The sequence below is a fragment of the Pseudomonas sp. NPDC089741 genome, assembly GCF_044748825.1.
In the GTDB taxonomy this organism is placed as follows: Bacteria; Pseudomonadota; Gammaproteobacteria; order Pseudomonadales; family Pseudomonadaceae; genus Aquipseudomonas; species Aquipseudomonas helmanticensis.
Genome location: NZ_JBIVGT010000076.1, coordinates 1 through 3,396 on the forward strand (window position 1 = coordinate 1; position 3,396 = coordinate 3,396).

Here is a 3,396-nt window from a genome sequence, read left to right on the forward strand (position 1 = left end):
CTTAGTTTGCTGTTCGACCGATCCGTACTCGAGCAGTTCAGAGTCAACCCGCTTGAGGCGTTCCATCCACAGCTCCTGGTGGGCCATCTCACGGCCGCGGAATCGCAAGTATACCTTGGCCCTGTCCCCATCACTCAGGAAACGTACCAGGTTGCGCAGTTTTACCTGGTAATCCCCTTCCTCCGTCCCTGGACGAAACTTGATTTCTTTAACCTGAATCTGCTTCTGGTTTTTCTTGGCTGCGGCAACCTGCTTCTTCTTTTCGAAGATCGATTTGCCGTAGTCCATCAGTTTGCAAACAGGTGGTACTGCATCGGCGGAAATTTCCACCAAATCCAGTTTGGCCTCTTCAGCCTTAAGAAGCGCGTCTTCAATTGACACAATCCCAAGCTGTTCACCTTCAGCACCAATTAACCGAACCTCGCGTGCCGAGATATTCTCGTTGATCGGGGCTTTCGGTGCAGCTCGTTTATCTTGTCTCATTTCACGCTTAATAATAATTACTCCGAATCTGGGCGACCACGCCGGGAAACCGCTTGCGCGAGAAACTCAGCGAACTGGGCGACGGGCATCGAGCCCAGGTCAGCACCTTCACGAGTACGCACAGCGACAGTCTGCATCTCGACTTCCTTATCTCCGATAACCAAGAGATAGGGAACCTTGAGCAAAGTATGCTCGCGGATTTTAAAGCCGATCTTTTCATTTCTCAAGTCGGACTTGGCACGAAATCCGCTTTCGTTGAGAGTTTTTTCAACTTCTGCAACAAAATCTGCCTGTTTATCAGTGATATTCATGATCACCGCCTGGGTTGGCGCCAGCCAGGCAGGGAACGCACCTTCGTAGTGCTCGATCAGGATTCCGACGAAACGCTCGAAGGAACCGAGGATCGCACGGTGCAACATCACCGGGTGTTTGCGGCTGTTGTCTTCAGAGACGTATTCAGCGCCCAAACGGACAGGCAGGTTAAAATCGAGCTGCAAGGTACCACACTGCCAGACGCGACCGAGGCAATCTTTCAGCGAAAATTCGATCTTCGGACCGTAGAACGCACCCTCCCCCGGCTGCAGATCGTACGGCAAGCCCGCAGAATCAAGGGCTGCAGCCAATGCTGCTTCGGCGCGATCCCACAACTCGTCGGAACCGACGCGTTTTTCCGGACGAGTGGACAGCTTCATCTCGACATCGGTGAAGCCGAAGTCACGATAAACGTCCATGGTCAGCTTGATGAACGCTGCTGATTCGGCCTGCATCTGCTCTTCGGTACAGAAGATGTGGGCGTCGTCCTGAGTGAACGCACGTACACGCATGATGCCGTGCAGCGCACCCGACGGCTCGTTACGGTGGCAGGCACCGAACTCGGCCAGACGCATCGGCAACTCGCGGTAGCTCTTCAGGCCCTGGTTGAACACCTGCACGTGGCATGGGCAGTTCATTGGCTTGATGGCGTAGTCGCGGTTTTCCGACTGCGTGGTGAACATGTTGTCGGCGTAGTTGGCCCAGTGCCCGGATTTCTCCCACAGGCTGCGGTCAACGACTTGAGGGGTCTTGATCTCAAGATAGCCGTTGTCGCGCTGGATCTTGCGCATGTACTGCTCGAGCACCTGGTACAGAGTCCAGCCGTTCGGATGCCAGAACACCATCCCCGGGGATTCTTCCTGGGTGTGGAACAGGCCCAGACGCTTGCCGATCTTGCGGTGATCGCGCTTTTCAGCTTCTTCGATGCGCTGGATGTAAGCCGCCAGCTGCTTCTTGTCTGCCCAGGCAGTGCCGTAAACGCGCTGCAGTTGCTCGTTCTTGGCGTCGCCGCGCCAGTAGGCACCGGACAGCTTGGTCAGCTTGAAGGATTTCAGGAAGCGCGTATTCGGCACGTGCGGACCGCGGCACATGTCGACGTATTCTTCGTGATAGTACAGACCCATGGCCTGCTCGTTCGGCATGTCTTCGACCAGACGCAGCTTGTAGTCTTCGCCGCGAGCCTTGAACACTTCAATCACTTCGGCGCGCGGAGTGACTTTCTTGATCACGTCGTAATCTTTTTCGATCAGCTGTTGCATGCGCTGTTCGATCGCAGCCATGTCGTCCGGAGTAAAAGGACGTTCGAAGGCGATGTCGTAATAGAAGCCTTCATCGATGACCGGCCCGATGACCATTTTCGCAGTCGGGTACAGCTGCTTGACCGCGTGGCCAACCAGGTGAGCGCAAGAGTGGCGAATGATCTCCAGCCCCTCTTCATCCTTTGGCGTGATGATTTGCAGGGTCGCGTCGCTGCTGATGATGTCGCTGGCGTCGACCAGTTGGCCATTGACCTTGCCGGCCAGGGTGGCTTTGGCCAGACCTGCACCAATGGATGCAGCGACCTCGGCTACGGAAACCGGGTGATCGAATGAACGTTGACTGCCGTCGGGAAGAGTAATAGTTGGCATGGCGCCTCCTCTCCTAGTGGTGACCCCTACCAAAGGTCACGTGGGTTGGGATGAGCCAGTACAAGATCCGATCCAGGCCATTCAATGACGAACGCCTGCCTTACAGCGGCAGGAGCCTTGCGGCCAACCGGAAAACCGAACCAGAGTGACTGGGATTCAAATCGAAATATTCACACGCTGACCGCTGCCGGGACTGAAGGTCACCGGAGCCTGAGAACGCTTGAGCCCGGCATGCTAGCACAGATGAGCGGTCACTTATGCCTCTGTTTCGCCAGAAGGCAAATCGTCCGTTTTTATGCCAGAGTGCTGAACTTGATCGGCCCTTCAGCCCTCAGATAACAAGACATTGACCCACAAGGAGCATCCTCGCATGCGTCTGAACACTTTATTCGCCGTAGTCGCCCCCATTGTCCTGCTGCTGCCACTGAGCGCTCACGCCGATTGGCCGAAGGGCGAGCGTGACAAGTACATGGCCCAGTGCACCCAGGCGGCTACCCCACAGATTGGCGCCGCAGCGGCGAAATCCCACTGTGCCTGTGGCGCGGATGCAATCAAGTCTTATCCAGCGAGCGACATTCAGGCATTGATGGACAACAAGGCGACGCCTGAACTGCAGCAGAAAGCCCTGGGCCAAATCGCCAAATGCAAGGCGAATACCCCGGCTAAAAAGTGATGAAAAAGGCCTTCATGATCGGCTAAAGGCTGGAAAAAAGTGCCCGAAATGAGCCTTTTCAGACGATTTATGCAGGTTTTACAGGTTTTTTTACTGTCTTTACTTTTCGCTCAAAGCCTTTTAAACCGGGGCCTCCAGCCGAAATTGGCAGTAAAGAAAACACGACTGATTGGCAAACAGCACGTCCGGGGGGCTACCAAAGCGAACATTTCGACTATGATACTCCGGTGTGCCCAGTTTTCATGATCAGCACAGTACTACTGAAAATATATGTTTCTTGGAGATACACCATGTCTAATC

Annotated in this window: 3 protein-coding genes; 1 reads left to right on the forward strand and 2 read right to left on the reverse strand. The window is 54.8% G+C overall.

Annotated features, from left to right (window positions below):
* A partial coding sequence (gene infC, locus ACIPZE_RS28765; protein WP_400776811.1) for a translation initiation factor IF-3 occupies nucleotides 1-501 on the reverse strand: 501 nt, incomplete at its 3' end.
* Complete coding sequence (thrS, locus tag ACIPZE_RS28770; protein WP_007913488.1) at nucleotides 501-2,423, reverse strand: threonine--tRNA ligase; 1,923 nt, start codon at nucleotides 2,421-2,423, stop codon at nucleotides 501-503. The genes thrS and infC, both read right to left, overlap by 1 nt.
* Nucleotides 2,424-2,793: 370 nt before the next feature.
* On the opposite strand from thrS, the gene ACIPZE_RS28775 reads away from it, so the two are divergent.
* The gene (locus ACIPZE_RS28775; protein ID WP_129394684.1) at nucleotides 2,794-3,096 is read left to right on the forward strand and encodes a hypothetical protein; all 303 of its coding nucleotides are present in this window, start codon (nucleotides 2,794-2,796) and stop codon (nucleotides 3,094-3,096) included.
* Nucleotides 3,097-3,396: the final 300 nt, after the last annotated feature.

What these genes read in the sequence shown, in the direction of transcription:
- thrS (WP_007913488.1), bottom strand. Translation starts at nt 2,423, where the DNA reads ATGCCAACTATTACTCTTCCCGACGGCAGTCAACGTTCATTCGATCAC.
- ACIPZE_RS28775 (WP_129394684.1), top strand. Translation starts at nt 2,794, where the DNA reads ATGCGTCTGAACACTTTATTCGCCGTAGTCGCCCCCATTGTCCTGCTG.